Raw genomic sequence first — 16756 nt, forward strand, 5'->3', positions numbered from 1 at the left:
ATTATGGCGTACATCTCCTTGTACATTGAAGACCCACGGCTGAATGTCTGGCATTTGTCGATTTTAATTGCAATACTAGGATTAGGATATAGGCAGGGGCAGAGAAGAAGGATTAAAGTCAGCCGCAGTAAAATTATGGAGCTGTCACATGTGAGTACGCTGCCCACTTATCATAAGTATTTCAAACAGCTTCAGGATTTAGGATACATTAAGTATACTCCATCTTATCATCCAGGTTATAAAAGCGAAGTTAAACTATATAAAAAGAGGCTATCTTAAAATTACTGAGATAGCCTCTTTGATTTTAATTAATTTATGAAATTAAATATCATGAAGTTATATTGTATTTCTTTTTGATTGCCTGGATTTCTTTTTCAAGTCTTCCGAGAACCGCTAAATCGGGTTTTGAAATCTTTGAAGCGGTCTTATTTAATTTTTTATTGAGAATAGACATTTCACGGCCAATTGTTGCCTGCTCTGTTATGGCATAAGCTTCAGTCTGTTTTACTGAAGCATGGCCGAGCAGTTCTTTAACTACGTTAATAGGAACATTATTGTTGAGTGTTACCGTGCTTCCGAAAGTCCGGCGGGCCATATGAGTATTGAGCGTAAAAGGAAAACCGCACAATACGGCAATTTCTTTCAGGTACTCATTCATTTTCTGGTTGGATGAAACAGGAAGCACGGTTCCACGCTGCTTGCATAGGGGATGCTCTTTATATTTTTCAACTATTTTCAGTGCGTGGGGAAGAAGAGGGACATTAAATGATGAGTTTGTTTTCTGCCTTTCGGACATAATCCATAGATTTCCATCAATGCCTTCTTTGATATCCGTTTTCTTTAATTGATAAGCGTCTATGTATGCAAGTCCCGTGTAGCATTGGAAGACAAATACGTCCCTTACGACATTTAGCCTGTCAGTTGTGAAATAATGGCTCTCAAGTTCGTGCAATTCCTGTGCGGTGAGCGGTTTTTTCACCAGTTTTGTTTTACGTCCCTTAAAATTCCTGAATGGATCCTTGGAAATTATTTCCCTATCGATGGCGCGGATTACAATCTTTTTGAAATTTGCAATATACTTGAGGGTGGTGTTGTTGCTGCAGTCGCGTACAGTTCTAAGGTAAAACTCAAAGTCCTTTACAAACTCAAGGTTCAAATCCGCAAATTCAACATCATCCTTTTTAAGCTTGAACTTTATAAATGCAGTCAAATGGTTTTTGGTAATGGTAAACCGGTCAAGAGTGCCTTTCGCATAGCCTTTTCCAAGAAGCGCCTCCATTTCATCATTATGTTTCTGGAATTCTTCAAGAACCTTAATCTTTGGGGCAGTCCTTCCCAAAATCTCGTCCATAATTTTCTCAGCGGTTATGGTTTTGCCGCTGTACATCATTTCGGTTTTGATTTCATTGATTTTTAAAGTCAGCGAATCCAAAAAGAAGTTCAGCGACTTTGCATCTTCCTTTGAGCCGACCGCTCTTTCGAACCTTTGATCCCATCGCGTATTATCCCATCTTCTCTTAGTTGAACTTTCCCTGCGGATGCCGTCAACTGTTATTCTGAAATATACGATCCATTCCCTGCTTTCTATTCTGGGTCTTTTTAAAAAGAATCCCAAACCAAAACTGCTTTCTAACATAATCCTACTTTTTAAGTTAATAAATGTAGAATAATATCACTTTCAAATCAAGTCGTTAACCTCGTTAACCCCTATAAAGTAAGGGATTTTTGCTGTTTCTGGTGCACTTTTCTGCGCACTGGAAAGTGCACCGATTCTGCACCTTTAATTTTGTGGGCATTTATAAATATTGAAAACAGGCAATAAAGTAAAAAAGCCAGTAAATCATCGGATTTACTGGCTTTAAGACATTTTTTAAGGCTTTTTGAAAATATTGAAAACTCTAAGTTTTCCGGCTTTTCGGCCTTTCCGTGGGGAGAGCAGTATTGAAACCTACGAGGATCAATTTAACATATTAAAAATATTATTATGGCTTTGCTTGGAATGATGCATTCTTTTTATTTCATCAATATTTTCGGCGCTGATAGAGCATAATGAATATAACGGTAAGATTTAAGAAGAGATAAAAAAAATGGGAGTTCCAGTTTCCTTTTTAATGATCAGGGAGAATTTCTTTCTTATTAAAAAACTTAGTTTTATTAAGAAACTATTCCTGCTATAATGAAGTTTAAAATAATTACCTTTCAGAATGGAAATATGTTGTTTTGTAAAATAAAATAATAGGTTTGTACCATATTTGTACCACTACGCTGTGAAGTATTGATATACTTGGAATGTTATTTTTGAAGAGGTAAAATAATTCTTTAGTACTAAGTAATTAGTACAAAGTATTAAAATAGGAACCGAGTCAGAAATGACTCGGTTTTTTTTATGGAGATTATTTAATTTAAAGTAATAAAAGTATTACAATTAAAAAAATAATATAATTTGTTAATCTTTATGGGCAAAATGATAAATGTCATTTCCTGTTCGGATTCTTTTTCGTAATATTACTATTGGAAATTTTTTTTGAATGAGAAAGATCAAATACAAGAAAGGACGTAAACTTCAGCATATTACATTAGAATACACCGGGTCGCACAAGGAACATGAAACCGAAATGCAGCTTTTTGTGTATGATGATGCTGATGTAATCGAATATGATAAGTTTACGGTTCTGGCCCTTAATTCCTGCTTTGATTATACTAAAAATAATTGGCTGAATATTCATGGCTTAAATGATATCAACCTTATTAAAACAATCGGAGCACATTTTAAGCTGGATGATTTTCTGCTTGCCGATATTTTAAACACGACTAAAAGAACCAAATTAGAAGAACAGCAAGACGTATTATTCTTCAATATAAAATCGCTTTTACCTTCTGAATATTCAGATAATATAAGTGTTGAACAAATCAGTTTTATTTTGAAAGATGGAATATTGATTTCTTTTCAGGAAAAACGAAGTGATTTCTTTACCCATATACGCGAACGCCTTCGCACACATGCCGGAATTGTTAGAACTAAAAAAGTAGACTATCTTCTGTATTTACTTTTAGATGCAGTAATGGAAAACTTCTATATTACAATTGAGGATGAAGAGGATAAGATTGAAGAATTAATCAATTTAACCAAAAAAGGTGCAGATCCTGTGATTTTAGAAAAAATTGAAAATCATCGTGATAACTTTAATTTTCTAAAACGTTCCATTATACCGCTTCGTGATTCGTTGTACTATCTTAAAACAATTAAGGATGATGATGAAAACAGGCTCATTCAGAGAGAAACTTTCAATTTCTTTATCAGGTTGCATCAAAAAAGTTTAGAGCTTTTAGAACAAATAGAATCAGATATGAGTGCTTTAGAAAGCGCTTCTAATTTCTATTTTTCGGAGCAGAGCCGAAAAATGAATGAAATTATGAAAACCCTTACTATAATCTCGGCTGTTTTTATTCCATTAACCTTTATCGTTGGGGTTTACGGAATGAATTTTGAAAACATGCCGGAACTTAAAACAGAAAATGGATATTTTGTCGTTCTGGGGGTGATGTTTTTGCTTGTTGTGGGTTTAATCATCTATTTCAAAAAAAGACGCTGGTTTTAGCATTTAACTATTAAAATTTACAATTTAAAAATACAGATGTTTAGTTTCAAAATATAAATTATGAGTAAAGCAATATATATAGCAACAAGCGATCAAAATAGCGGAAAATCAATTATTACACTCGGCTTAATGAGTATCCTGATTGGTAAAACAGCTAAAGTTGGTTATTTCAGACCTATTGTAGAAGATTTTGTCGATGGAGAATTGGATAATCATATTGAAACAGTTTTATCTTATTTTAACCTCGATATTAAGTTTGAAGATGCGTATGCCATCACAAAAAGCAAGCTGATTAAAAAGAAAAACAAAGGTAAAATAGGAGAGGTTTTAGATTTAATTATTGAGAAATACAAAAAACTGGAAGAACGTTTTGATTTTGTTTTGGTTGAAGGAACAAGTTTTACAGGAGAAGGAACTTCTATCGAATTAGATTTGAATGTTTTAATAGCTAAAAATCTTGGAATTCCAACCATCATAATGGGATCAGGAGTTGGAAAAACCTTAGAAGAATTAGTTGATAGTTTGTATTTGGTTTATGACTCTTTTAAAGTTAAAGATGTTGAGGTTTTGTCGGTTTTTGCTAATAAAGTACAGCCTGAAAACATTGAACTAGTTACTAAGAGCCTGCAAAAAAGCCTGCCGCCAAATGTTTTGGTAAATACAATTCCGCTGATATCAAGTTTAAATAATCAAACAATGCAGGAAATTGTAAACGAACTCGATCAAAAGTATTGTTTGGAGGTAATTATCTGAATAATGAAATCGGCCATTTTAGTGTGGGAGCTATGCAGCTACATAATTATCTGGTTCATTTACATGATAATGCACTTGTTATTACGCCAGGAGATAGATCAGATATCATTTTAGGAGCTTTACAGGCAAATGAATCAGCAAATTATCCTACGATATCAGGAATTATTCTAACGGGAAATATTGTTCCCGAAGAGAGTATTTTAAAACTTATAGAAGGACTTTCGGCAATTGTTCCAATTATTGCTGTTGACGGTGGAACTTATCATATTACCAATAAAATTGGTAAGATAAAATCTGAGATTTACGCTAATAATACACATAAAATAGAAACCTCAATAAGTACCTTTGAGAAATACGTTGATAATGATGCGTTATCTGAAAGATTAATCACTTTTGAAGCAGAAGGCATGACGCCAAAAATGTTTCAATATAATATGGTTAAAAGAGCTAAACAGCACCGTAAACATATTGTGCTTCCAGAAGGAAACGATGATAGAATCATTATTGCAGCATCAAGATTATTAGATATGGATGTTGTTGATATTTCAATTATTGGAGATAAAAAACAGATTGAAAATAAAGTAACAGAACTTGGTATTACACTTGATTTCTCAAAAGTTAACATTATCAATCCAATAGAATCTGAATTTTACGAAGATTATGCTAATACTTATTATGAGCTTAGGAAAGCTAAAAATGTGAGTATTACTATGGCAAGAGATTTAATGGAAGATGTTTCGTATTTTGGAACTATGATGGTGTACAAAGGTCACGCAGACGGAATGGTTTCTGGAGCAGCTCATACTACACAGCATACTATTTTGCCGGCATTACAGTTTATTAAAACAAAACCAAATTCGTCCGTAGTTTCCTCAGTATTTTTTATGTGTTTAGAAGACAGGGTTTCTGTTTTTGGAGATTGTGCCATCAATCCAAATCCAACAGCAGAGCAATTGGCAGAAATTGCGATTTCATCGGCAGAATCAAGTGCCGCTTTCGGAATTGAACCCAAAATTGCCATGCTTTCTTATTCGTCAGGATCTTCAGGAAAAGGAGATGAAGTAGATAAAGTGAGAGCCGCAACTGCAATTGTTAAAGCAAAAAGACCTGATTTAAAGATTGAAGGCCCAATTCAGTATGATGCAGCTGTCGACTTAAGCGTAGGAAGAAGCAAAATGCCGGACTCAGAAGTTGCAGGACAGGCGAGTGTCCTTATTTTTCCTGATTTAAATACCGGAAATAATACTTACAAAGCCGTACAAAGAGAAACTGGAGCTTTGGCAATTGGACCAATGCTGCAAGGACTGAACAAGCCTGTAAATGATTTAAGCCGAGGCTGTACTGTAGACGATATTATTAATACAGTAGTAATTACAGCGATTCAGGCGCAGGGAATGTAATAAATTAAAATCCAGAATTAAAAATTAAAAATAAACTTCTAAAAAGATTTAGAAATTGGTGTCTTAGCAACTTAAAAAAAATGAAAATACTTATTATAAACTCAGGAAGTTCTTCAATAAAATATCAATTAATGGTTATGCCTGCAAACGAAGTAATTTGCAGTGGAATGATAGACAGAATTGGTTTAGAAACTTCTAATATCAGCTTTAAAACGGCTTTAAATTCTTTTGAAGAAATACTTCCAATTCCAACACATAAAGTAGGATTACAAAAAGTAGCTGATATGCTTTTGGATCCTGAAACCGGAGTTATAAAAACAACATCAGAAATTGCAGCAGTTGGGCATAGAGTAGTTCACGGCGGAAGTTATTTTTCAAATACAACAATTATTACCGAAGATGTCAAAGAAAAAATAAAAGAACTTTCGGAGTTAGCACCTTTGCATAATCCTGCCCATTTGGTTGGAATAAATGTTGCCGAAGAAATATTTGCATCTGCAAAACAAGTAGCTGTTTTTGATACTGCTTTCCATCAAACTATTCCTGTTGAAGCTTACAAATATGCTATTCCAAATTTTCTTTTAACAGAGCATAAAGTACGTGTTTATGGCTTTCATGGAACCAGTCATAAATACGTTTCAGAAAAAGCGATTAGTTATTTAGAAAAAAACTCAAAAATAATTACGATCCATTTAGGAAATGGCTGTAGTATGACGGCTGTTAAAGATGGAAAAAGCATTGATACTACGATGGGATTCTCTCCGGCAAATGGTTTGATTATGGGAACCCGAGCTGGTGATATCGATCAGTCAGTTATTTTTTATCTGGTTAAAAACTTGGGTTATACACCAGATGAAGTAAATTCTATTTTGCTAAAACAAAGTGGCATGCTTGGTTTAACAGGTTACAGCGATCTTCGTGATATAGAATCTAAAGCATCAGAAGGAAACAAAGATTGCCAGTTGGCTTTATTAATGAACTCTTACAGAATTAGAAAAACAATTGGCGCTTATACAGCTGCTCTAAACGGTTTAGATGCTATTATATTTACTGCCGGAATTGGTGAAAATTCCTCTTATATGCGCGAATTGATTTGTACAGATATGGATTATTTTGGAATTGAAATTGACAAAGAGAAAAACCAAATCCGCTCAAAGGATATAAGAGAAATCAACAGCAAAGAGTCAAAAACTAAAGTTCTGGTTGTGCCAACAGATGAAGAATATGAAATTGCAAATCAGGTTTATCAGTTACTTGAAAACTAAAAAATAAATAGAGTAATCAAAAAGCTTCTCATTTGAGAGGCTTTTTTTTACGTTTAAAAATCAATATGTGTCAGTATCTTTGAATATAAATCCGAATATCTTGAAATCGATCCTTTTAAAATCCGTTTTCTTCTTTTTCATTGCTTTTCAAATTCAAGCACAAGAATTACTTCCCTTTGTTGAAAATTATAATAAATCAGATTATCAAGGCGATAATCAAATCTGGAATGTAGCTCAGGGCAATGATAAAGCCATGTATTTTGCTAATAATCATTATTTGCTGCGATATGACGGTGTAATTTGGGAAAAGTACTCCCTGCCAAATAAAACCATTATTCGCTCGATTTTAATTGAAGGAGATCGAATTTATTCCGGTTCTTATAAGGAATTTGGATACTGGTACCGAAAAAATGGTAAAATGCATTATGTTTCGATTACCAAAAATCTTCGGCTGTTTGATGAAAAAGACAATGAGGAAATCTGGAAAATTTTCAGGTTTAAAGATTCTTTATATTTTCAGTCTTTTAATGATGTTTTTATTTATAACGGAAAACACATTCAAAAAATCAAATTCCCTTTTTTAATATCATACTGTTTTGTAATAGATAATGCCGTTTATGCAGCATCTGTTAATAAAGGTCTTTTTAAGATGGAGGGATCAAAAATTTCAAGCCCGAAAGGCTGGGAGGTTTTAAAAAATACCGTTGTTCATGCTGTCGAGAAGTATCAGGGTAAAACTTATATTTTTACGCAGAAAAGAGGAGTTTTTACCGTTGAAAGTAATGGATTAAAAGCTTGGGATCATCCTTTAAATGAAGCATTAAAGTCAAACGGAATAAACGTTGCCAAGTTTATTAAAAACAATAAACTTGTTGTTGGAACGGGGAATAAAGGCGTTTTTATTTATGATTTTAAAACAAATACTTTTAAGAATATCGATCGAAATAATGTATTGATGAACAATTCTGTTTTAAGTATCGGTTTTGATAAAGAAGAAGATTTATGGCTTGGTCTCGATAATGGTATTGCGCATGTTGAGGTCAATTCACCCATATCGTTTTTTTATGATAATTCAGGAATTTTAGGATCTGTTTATTCGGTTGCCACAATTAATAAGGGTTACTTAATAGCCTCAAACCATGGAATTTTTGAGTTTGATTCAGGTAATTTTAAAATGCTTCCCAATACCCAGGGACAAGGCTGGAATATCACTAAAATTGGTGATAAATATGTCATTGGTCACAATGATGGAACTTTTTGCTATGAAAATGGCGGCCTAACCAAAATTAATAATGTAAGCGGAGGATGGAATTTTTCTAAAAGTATGATTAATGATACATATTTTCAATCTACTTATAGCGGAGTTTTGGTTTATAATGATGCGGCTAAACTTCAGGAGAATAAAATTATTAATGATCTTTCAAAACCTATAAAATATGTAGCCCAAAATAAGAAAAATGAAATTTGGGCAGCGGATAATTATCGTGGACTTTACAGAGTTTTATTTGATGACAACTATAAAACAAAAAAAGTCGAGAATATTACACAGCAAAGTAAAATTACAAATGATTTTGGTGTTAAAATTTTTGAATTTAGGGATGAAATACTTTTCCTGATTAATAACGTATGGTATACTTTCAATTCGATTTCAAGTAAACTTGAAGAAAATGAATTGTTCAATACAAATTTTAAAAATATTTCAGATGTAGTTGCGATTGATCAGGATCATTTTATGGTACTTCAAGATGGAATTTTGTATCATATATATTCGCACAACAATAAATTTGTCTGGAATATTATTCAGGAAAAATATTATAAGGGAAAATTGATCAATGAAAACTTAAGAATTTTTAAAAGTCAGAATCATTATTTGCTTAATCTGGATGATGGTTTTATTTCACTTCAGTTAGAATACCAAAATAAGCAAAACAAAGGAGTTAAAGTTGAGGCTTATAATAATAATGAATTATTGCCTGATGACGGAAAGATAAAACATAATACAGAACTCAGAATAAATGTAATATCTGGAATTTATGGTGCGAGCAAACCCAATTTATTTTATCAGATAAACACCGGCAAAAATTATATCCCCATCTCAAATGGTGCAATTGTATTAAACAATCTTAGCAGTGGCTCACATTCTGTAGTGATTTTTAAACATGATGGAGCTAACTACGACAAAGTTTCTAGTTTTGATTTTAGAGTAGCACAGCCGTGGTATTTTTCATTTTGGATGATTTTGCTTTATCTTTTAATAATTGGAGCTGTTTTATTTTTCTATTATAAATGGAATAAACTTCGTTATACACAAAAACTAAAATTGCAGGCTGAAGAATTAAAACATCAGCGTGAAATTTTGGAGATGGAATTAAAAGCAGAGAACGAATTAAATGTTCAGGAATACGAAAAGCATATTTTAGAATTGGAACTACAAACCAAATCATCGGAAGTTGCTGGAAAATCTTTGTCGATTGCAAAGCAGAGTGAAATGATCGAAAATATCCAGAATATTTTAAATTCAGAAAAGGATTTCAACAAACTAAAAAGTGAAATTAAAAAAGCGATCAAGATAAACGAAGTGAATAAACACGAATGGGAAATTTTTGAAACCAATTTAAATCAAATACATAATGAGTTTATCATTAATCTTTCCAAAAAGTATCCTCATTTAACTCCTAAGGATATAAAGTTATGTGTCTATCTTAAAATGAACCTGTCTTCTAAAGAAATTGCTCCTATGATGAACATCTCATTTAGAGGTGTAGAATTGCATAGATACCGCCTTAGAAAGAAGTTAAATCTAACTCAGGAGGAAAACCTGTCTAAGTTTTTATTAACTCTGTAAGATTTGATTTTATTTTTTACAGAATTTATATTTTTCCGTATCAATTTTTACATAATTGCAATACATCATTACTACATCATAAAGGTATGTTAAGAAAATAAAATTAACATTTATAAGGTTGATAATCAGCTTTTTTCGTACAAATTTTAACATAATGATGTAGCTATGCTGTAGTGGTATATGATGTACTACAACGTTGTAATTGCTTAATTTGGCTCTACTAACTTAAACGATTACAAACTGTATGAAAAATTTTATTTTTAGCTTATTTGTGCTCTTATTACTGCCAGCTTATATGTCTGGGCAGGCACAAGCAATTAAAGGAAAAGTAGTAGACAGCAGCGGAATGGGAATTCCCGGAGCAATCATTGCTTCATCTGATGCTAGAGCAACTGCTGATGCAGATTTCGACGGAAACTTTACAATCAATGCAAAACCTGGAGACATATTAAAAGTCTCTATGTTAGGTTTTGATGCAGTTTCTGTACCGGCAACTGCCGCACCAATGACAATTACTTTAAAAGAATCAGGTGACACTGCTTTAAAAGAAGTTGTTGTAATTGGATACGGTACAAGAAAGAAAATTGATAATACTTCGGCTGTGAGTTCAATCAAGTCTGAAGAAATTACCAAGATGAAGGTTATGAATGCTTCTCAGGCTATCCAAGGAAAAGCTGCAGGGGTTCAGGTATCTACTTCAGATGCGCCTGGAAGTACTCCTTCTGTTGTAATTAGAGGAGCTGGTACAGCATTAGGAGGAAGAAATCCTTTGTATGTTGTAGATGGTATGCCTACTGATAATATCAACAACATTAATACTAATGATATCACATCTTATGAGATTTTGAAAGATGCTTCTTCACTAGCTATTTATGGAACAAGAGGTGCAAATGGTGTAATTATGATTACAACCAAAGCAGGTAAAGGTAAGCTTACTGTAGATGTTGAAAGTTTTGCTGGATTTAGAACTCCTCTAAAAACTGTAAAAATGGCAAATGCTGACGAATATGTTCGTTATAGTAATGCAGCTTTTGCTAATGATTTTCCACAAGGGAGATTCTCTGCAAATCAGCCTTATAATACTAATTGGCTTGATGAGATTACAAGAACGGGATCTTACACTCAAAACAATATCGCAATCTCGGGATCTTCAGAAAATGTAAAATACTTTTTTAGTGTTGGAAATTATGAAGAAAAAGGAATTTTAAACGGATCTGATTATGGACGTACTACTATCAGAAATAATAATGAGTTTAAACTTTCTGAAAAAGTTAAAATAAGCCAGAATTTAAGTGTGAGTACTATAAAAAATACTCCAATGCCTTTAAGTGCATTTACAAATGCTTACAGACAATCTCCACTGGTTCCTGTACGTTATGCTGATGGAAAATATGGTGTTCCATTTATATCAAATGGTGTAGTAGGAGAAACTGGCGCTTCATTTAATAATGTTGGAAATCCTGTAGCTCAATTAGACTATACTAATGAGAAACAGCAAACTGTTATGCTGCAAGGTGGATTAAAGTTAGATTATGACATTATAAAATCTTTAAAATTTACTTCACAATTCAATGGAGAATTTTATACTTACAAACAGTATAATTATGTAGATAATATAGCTCTTTGGTCAGCGGCAGATCCAACTCGTGTAATAGCAGACTACCCAAAAGATTTGAATATAAATACTTTGACAAGAAATAGAGACCAATATTTTAATTGGAACTTGTCTAATTATTTAACATATAATAAAGTTTTTGCAGAAATTCATGACGTTGAAGTTACAGCGGGTATTGAGGCAAACGTACAAGGAACAAGAGAAAAGTTGACGATTGACAGAAAGAATGTAAATGCAAACTCAAATTATTGGTCTTTAAAAGATGTTAATGTTGCAGGTACTGTTACAGGTCTTAAAGATGAGGCTATTAACCAAAGAAGACTTGCATCTTATTTTGCACGTTTTCAATACAAATTGTTAGACAGATACTTGCTTACAGGTACTGTAAGACGTGATGGATCATCACAATTTGCTGAAGACAAACGTTGGGGAACATTCCCGTCAGTTGGTTTAGGATGGGTAGTTTCAAAAGAAAGCTTTTTAAGTAATGTAGAACCAATTAATTTATTAAAAATTAGAGGTTCTTGGGGTAGATTAGGAAATCAAAATGTACCTCTTAATACTCAGTTATTAACTTCCGGATTAGATTATTCAGGTTTAGGTTCTGGTACTACAATTAACTCTCAGGTAGACCCAAATTTATCTTGGGAAATTGTTGAAGAACTTTCAGGAGGTTTTGATTTTGAAGTATTGAATAGCAGATTAAAAGGTTCATTTGATGTGTATGATAAAAATACAACAAATACAATTTTGAATGTTAAGCCATATTCAACATCGGGAATTACAGTAGCTACACCAGCACATATTGGAGAAGTATCTAACAAAGGTTATGAAATTTCTTTACGTTGGGATGATAAAATAAATGAGAATTTAAGCTATTGGGTAGGAGGAAATTTTTCTCACAATAAAAATGAGCTTACCAGTCTTAAAGATGTACAGTTAAATCCAATTATTGGAGGAAGTTTAGGAAATGGTCAAAACACCAAAATTCTTGACAATACCTCAGTAGGACAGCCATTAGGTAGTTTCTTTATGTATGAGTACGCAGGTGTAGATCCTTCTAATGGTCAAATGTTGTATTATACAGCTAACGGAAATAAAGTTCCTCAGACAGGATTAGACGAACTTAAAGATAAAAAATATGTAGGTTCACTTTTACCAACTTCTAATTATGGAGTTACTCTAGGATTGAATTATAAAAACATTGATTTTTCTGTGGATGGTTACGGAACAGGAGGAGCAAAAGTGTATAATGGAAAAAAAGCACAACGATTTGGTGGTGAAAATGTAGAAGCTTCTATGGCTAATAATTTTTGGACGCTTACAAATCCGACAGCTTCTAATCCAGCACCATCTAATGTGACTCCGTTTGCTTCAACTTACTACTTGGAGTCTGCAGACTTCTTTAGAATCAATAACATTACTTTAGGATATAAACTTCCACTTAAAGAAGATAAATTTATTAGCTATTGCCGAATTTATGTAAACGCAATTAATCCATTTATTACACAAAAATTCTCTGGATTTTCACCAGATGTTGTGTCTGATGGTAAGTTAGTTGAAGGTACTCAAGGGGTTGAGTTAGATGCTTACCCATCATTGAGATCATTTGTAATTGGTGCTAATTTAAAATTTTAATATTATGAAAAAATTATATATATCAATGTTTGTTCTGTCTGGATTACTTTTTTCTGGATGTTCAGACGATTTCTTAGATGTAGAACCAACAGAGGCTATTCCTGCAGATCCTAATTTAGTGAATAGCGATGCAGGAGCTACAGGTTTTGTAACTGCAATTTACAATCAATTTTTAGGATGGGAAATGTCTTCTTTTGGATGGAATGCCGTTTCAAGTATTATCAGTGATGATGCTGATAAAGGTTCTGACCCGGGAGATGCTGGAGGAGATAAAGATATTGTTGATGCTTTAACTTATAACGCTTCAACTCCATCATTTCAGTCTACTTGGAATGCTAATTATGCAGGAATCAACAGATGTAATCAAGCATTAGAGATGTTTCCTAAATTAGATAAGGCATCAGCTACTTTAAAAGCAAGATTAGTAGGAGAAACGAAGTTCTTGAGAGCTTTTATGTATTTTACTTTAGTAAAAGGATATGGCGGAGTTCCTATTGTAGATCATTTAGCTCTTGTTCCAATTTCTGAAGAAGATAGAAAAATGCAATTAACACGTAAATCACCAGCAGAAGTTTATGCTTTCATAGAAAAAGACTTAAATGATGCTATCGAAGCTTTGCCTTTAAAATCAGCTTACACTGGAGCAGATGTTGTTAGAGTTTCTAAAGGATCAGCTTATGCTTTATTGGCGAAAGTAAGTTTGTATCAGAAAAAATGGCAGGCTGTAATTGACAATTGTGATAAAGTAACGGGGTATTCTTTAGTTTCTGATTATTCGTTACAATATAAAAAAGAAGGAGAATTTGGTCCGGAATCTATTTTTGAAATTAATGGAGTAGGTTCTACTTCTAGCCCTGGATTTGGAATTGGTAATTATACAGTTTCTCAAGCTCCGCGTGGTGCCGGAGGTTGGGGTTGGGGATTCAACACACCAACACAAGGATTAGCAGATGCTTATGAACCAGGAGATGTTAGAAGAGCAGCTACAATTATTTTCAGAGGTTCAGTTTTATACGATGGAACACCTGTACCATCAACTGTAGCAAATCCAAGATACAACTATAAAGCATATTCATCAGCTTTTTACAATCAGGAATTTACAGATACAAATCTTAGATATTTAAGATACGCTGAAGTAATATTAATGAAAGCAGAAGCTTTGAACGAATTAGGAGATACTTCAAGTGCTATTCCTTTAGTAAATCAAATTCGTAAAAGAGCAGGTTTAGGAGATACTCCTTTTACTTCTCAATCAGATATTAGAAAAGCAATCTATAAAGAAAGAAGATTAGAATTTGCTTTTGAGCATGACAGATGGTTTGATATTGTTAGAACAGGACAAGCACAAGCGGCTATGGCTGCAGATGGTAAAAATTTTATTGTTGGAAAACATGAGTTGTGGCCTATACCAACTTCGTTCTTAAGAGAAGCAAATGGACTTTCTGACCAAAACCCTGGGGGGTATTAATCAAAATCTTAAAATCACTTCCCTTAGATCACTAAGGGGAGTGATTTATTTATCAATTTAAATTTTTATAATGATTAGAATTTCAGTTTTATTTTTAGCTTTTACTTTTTTTAGTTGTGGATCAAATGCAGAGAAATCGAAAGGAAATGCAGAAGAAAATACTTCTGGTGTTGCATTAACTGATGAACAGCTTATTGAGGTTGTTCAAAAACAAACTTTTAAATACTTCTGGGATTATGCAGAGCCTAATTCCGGTTTAGCGAGAGAACGTTACCATCCTGATGGAGTTTATCCTGAAAATGATGACAATATTGTTACAACAGGAGGTTCTGGATTTGGATTAATGGCATTGGTTTCGGGTATGTCTCAAGGTTATATTACCAAAGAACAAGGGGTGGAGAGACTTAACAAAATTGCAGATTTTTTAGGCAAGGCAGATCGTTTTCATGGCGCATGGTCACACTGGATCGATGGAAATACAGGAAAAGTAAAACCTTTTGGAACCAAGGATAATGGCGGCGATTTAGTCGAAACTTCATTTTTGGTTGCAGGGATGATTACCGTTCGTGAATACCTTAAAGATGGGTCTGAAAAAGAAAAAGCGGTAGCACAAAAATTTGATGCACTTTGGAAAGGTGTTGACTGGCAATGGTATACAAATAATAAAAATGTTTTGTATTGGCATTGGTCTCCTTCTTATGATTGGCAGATGAATTTTCCTTTAGAAGGTTATAATGAATGTTTGATAACTTATGTGTTAGCGGCATCTTCTCCAACACATACAATCGATGCAAAAGCATATCACGAAGGATGGGCTAGAAGCGGCGGAATTGTTTCTGCTAAAACAAAATATAATATTCCTCTAGTTTTAAAACATAATGGAGCCGAAGAATTTGGCGGACCTTTATTCTGGGCACATTACTCTTATGTAGGTCTGGATCCAAATCAATTGAGTGATAAGTATGCAAATTATTGGGACTTGAATGTAAACCAAACCAAAATCAATTATGAATATTGTGTTGAGAATCCTAAGAAAATAGACGGTTATGGACCAAACTACTGGGGATTAACAGCGTCTTATTCTAGAAATCCTGATGGTTCAATTGGTTATAATGCACACATGCCAAGTAACGATCAAGGTGTTATTTCGCCAACAGCATCAATCAGTTCAATTGTTTATACACCAAAGGAATCACTTGTAGTAATGAGAAATCTTTACGAAAATCATAAAACAGAAACTTGGGGTAATGCTGGTTTTTATGACGCACTAAGTTTAGGGAATAATTGGGTTGCAAAACGTTATTTAGCAATTGACCAGGGGCCTGAAGTTGTAATGTTAGAAAATTACCGTACAGGATTATTATGGAAATTATTTATGAATGCCCCGGAAGTAAAACAAGGTTTAACAAAACTTGGATTTAAATCTGGAAAATACGGAATCTAATTTTTTATGAAATATAACTTAAGCTTATTATTCCTGTTTATTTCTGTATTTAGTTTTGCGCAACGTGAAACGTCGGGAAAAATAAAAACAGTTATTGTAACGAATAATGAATTAGGATACATATTACACAAACCGGCTAATACAAAAGAACAGAAGCCGTTAATCGTTTTTATTTCAGGTGACGGAGAAAAAGGAACAGATCTTGAAAAAGTAAAAATTCATGGTCCTTTGAAATATTTAAAGACACATGAATTAGATGCTTATATTTTGGCTCCTCAATGTAAAGAAGATGAAAAATGGAGTATTGAATCTATTTATGAACTGATTTTAAAAGTTCAGAAAGAGAATAAAATAGATCCTGAGAGAATTTATGTTACAGGATTAAGTTCTGGTGGCTGGGCAGCTTGGAATTTAGCACTTTCATATCCTGATAAGTTTGCAGCATTAGTACCAATTTCAGGTTTTGTTGATTTAATCGAATTAGAAAGTGCTTGTAAAATTGCTAATATTCCAACGAGAATTTTTCACGGATTATTAGACGATGTAGTAAAAGTTGATTATGCAATTGCTATTTATAAAGAATTAAAAAAATGCAATGCAAAAGATGTTCAGTTAACCATTTTTGATGATGCAGGACATGACAGCTGGACAAAAGTTTACGACAATCCAGAAATTTATAACTGGATGTTTAAACAGAAGAAACAGAATACGAACAAATAAATAAAATAG

General features: G+C 33.2%; 9 protein-coding genes and 1 pseudogene. 9 read left to right on the plus strand and 1 reads right to left on the minus strand.

Going from position 1 to position 16756, the window contains the following annotated elements:
- Nucleotides 1-3 precede the first annotated feature (3 nt).
- Nucleotides 4-279, plus strand: a complete 276-nt coding sequence (locus BKM63_RS14650) for a hypothetical protein (RefSeq protein ID WP_123907079.1) — start codon at nt 4-6, stop codon at nt 277-279.
- A 49-nt stretch (nt 280-328) separates the two neighbouring features.
- Here BKM63_RS14650 and BKM63_RS14655 read toward each other — a convergent pair whose 3' ends face one another.
- The gene (locus BKM63_RS14655) at nt 329-1636 is read right to left on the minus strand and encodes a site-specific integrase (protein WP_071637295.1); all 1308 of its coding nucleotides are present in this window, start codon (nt 1634-1636) and stop codon (nt 329-331) included.
- An 892-nt stretch (nt 1637-2528) separates the two neighbouring features.
- On the opposite strand from BKM63_RS14655, the gene corA reads away from it, so the two are divergent.
- The 8 genes and pseudogenes from corA (at nt 2529) to BKM63_RS14695 (ending at nt 16747) form a co-directional block, all read left to right on the plus strand.
- Entirely contained in the window at nt 2529-3599 is a 1071-nt protein-coding gene (gene corA, locus BKM63_RS14660; RefSeq protein ID WP_071637296.1) for a magnesium/cobalt transporter CorA, read from the plus strand.
- 60 nt (nt 3600-3659) lie between these two features.
- Nucleotides 3660-5752 (plus strand): annotated as a pseudogene (gene pta / locus BKM63_RS14665) (phosphate acetyltransferase).
- Nucleotides 5753-5832: 80 nt separating this feature from the next.
- Complete coding sequence (locus tag BKM63_RS14670; protein ID WP_071637297.1) at nt 5833-7017, plus strand: acetate/propionate family kinase; 1185 nt, start codon at nt 5833-5835, stop codon at nt 7015-7017.
- A 100-nt stretch (nt 7018-7117) separates the two neighbouring features.
- A complete protein-coding gene (locus BKM63_RS14675; protein ID WP_071637298.1) occupies nt 7118-9862 on the plus strand; it encodes a helix-turn-helix and ligand-binding sensor domain-containing protein in 2745 nt (914 codons plus the stop codon).
- A 244-nt stretch (nt 9863-10106) separates the two neighbouring features.
- A complete protein-coding gene (locus BKM63_RS14680; RefSeq protein WP_071637299.1) occupies nt 10107-13115 on the plus strand; it encodes a SusC/RagA family TonB-linked outer membrane protein in 3009 nt (1002 codons plus the stop codon).
- Nucleotides 13116-13119: 4 nt separating this feature from the next.
- Nucleotides 13120-14583: a RagB/SusD family nutrient uptake outer membrane protein gene (locus tag BKM63_RS14685; RefSeq protein ID WP_071637300.1), complete on the plus strand. Its 1464-nt coding sequence runs from the start codon at nt 13120-13122 to the stop codon at nt 14581-14583.
- Between the two features lie 70 nt (nt 14584-14653).
- Nucleotides 14654-16027 carry a glucoamylase family protein gene (locus tag BKM63_RS14690; protein WP_071637301.1) on the plus strand — a complete coding sequence of 458 codons (1374 nt, stop codon included), beginning with the start codon at nt 14654-14656 and terminating at the stop codon, nt 16025-16027.
- A 6-nt stretch (nt 16028-16033) separates the two neighbouring features.
- Nucleotides 16034-16747, plus strand: a complete 714-nt coding sequence (locus BKM63_RS14695; RefSeq protein ID WP_071637302.1) for a prolyl oligopeptidase family serine peptidase — start codon at nt 16034-16036, stop codon at nt 16745-16747.
- Nucleotides 16748-16756: the final 9 nt, after the last annotated feature.

This window comes from Flavobacterium johnsoniae, from assembly GCF_001879205.1.
Classification (GTDB): domain Bacteria; phylum Bacteroidota; class Bacteroidia; order Flavobacteriales; family Flavobacteriaceae; genus Flavobacterium; species Flavobacterium johnsoniae_A.

Excerpts from the sequence above, each read along its gene's own strand:
- BKM63_RS14670 (WP_071637297.1), top strand. The coding sequence starts at position 5,833 with ATGAAAATACTTATTATAAACTCAGGAAGTTCTTCAATAAAATATCAA.
- BKM63_RS14695 (WP_071637302.1), top strand. The coding sequence starts at position 16,034 with ATGAAATATAACTTAAGCTTATTATTCCTGTTTATTTCTGTATTTAGT.
- corA (WP_071637296.1), top strand. The coding sequence starts at position 2,529 with ATGAGAAAGATCAAATACAAGAAAGGACGTAAACTTCAGCATATTACA.
- BKM63_RS14685 (WP_071637300.1), top strand. The coding sequence starts at position 13,120 with ATGAAAAAATTATATATATCAATGTTTGTTCTGTCTGGATTACTTTTT.
- BKM63_RS14655 (WP_071637295.1), bottom strand. The coding sequence starts at position 1,636 with ATGTTAGAAAGCAGTTTTGGTTTGGGATTCTTTTTAAAAAGACCCAGA.
- BKM63_RS14650 (WP_123907079.1), top strand. The coding sequence starts at position 4 with ATGGCGTACATCTCCTTGTACATTGAAGACCCACGGCTGAATGTCTGG.
- BKM63_RS14690 (WP_071637301.1), top strand. The coding sequence starts at position 14,654 with ATGATTAGAATTTCAGTTTTATTTTTAGCTTTTACTTTTTTTAGTTGT.
- BKM63_RS14680 (WP_071637299.1), top strand. The coding sequence starts at position 10,107 with ATGAAAAATTTTATTTTTAGCTTATTTGTGCTCTTATTACTGCCAGCT.